The 366-nt window shown below is 67.5% G+C and carries 1 protein-coding gene; it reads right to left on the bottom strand.

From position 1 onward, the window contains the following. Window positions 1-218: trehalase-like domain-containing protein (locus tag LCE31_RS40180; RefSeq protein ID WP_225023267.1), on the bottom strand; the 218-nt coding region annotated here is incomplete at its 3' end. Window positions 219-366: the final 148 nt, after the last annotated feature.

Here is a 366-nt window from a genome sequence, read left to right as displayed (position 1 = left end):
TCGGCGACCGCGGTGGCGGCTCCGGAGCGGTCAGTAGAAGTGCTGGGAGCGATCTGCCAGGTGCCGTGTTGCTGCGTGCCGAGCAGGCCGGCAAAGACAGCCGGCGAGTCGAACCGCGGCAGGCACAGCCAGTCGATCGAACCGTCGTCGCAGACATGGGCGCTGGTGTGCATGTCGCCGATCAGGCCGTACTGGTCGATATGCGGAAAGCGCTTCATCGTGTGGATCTCCGTAGGCCCCGAGTATCCGGGGGAGTGTCTGGGCCACCGCAGCGGCTTGGCATGGTCGGGAAGGACGCTCGGCGGCAACTGGAGCCGTCCCGGGTGACGGTCACGTCCGAGGTAGCGACGCGGCCAGAACCACGCA

This window comes from Streptomyces sp. 8L (genome assembly GCF_020176795.1).
Classification (GTDB): Bacteria; Actinomycetota; Actinomycetes; order Streptomycetales; family Streptomycetaceae; genus Streptomyces.
This window is presented reverse-complemented; position numbering and strand designations above follow the sequence as displayed.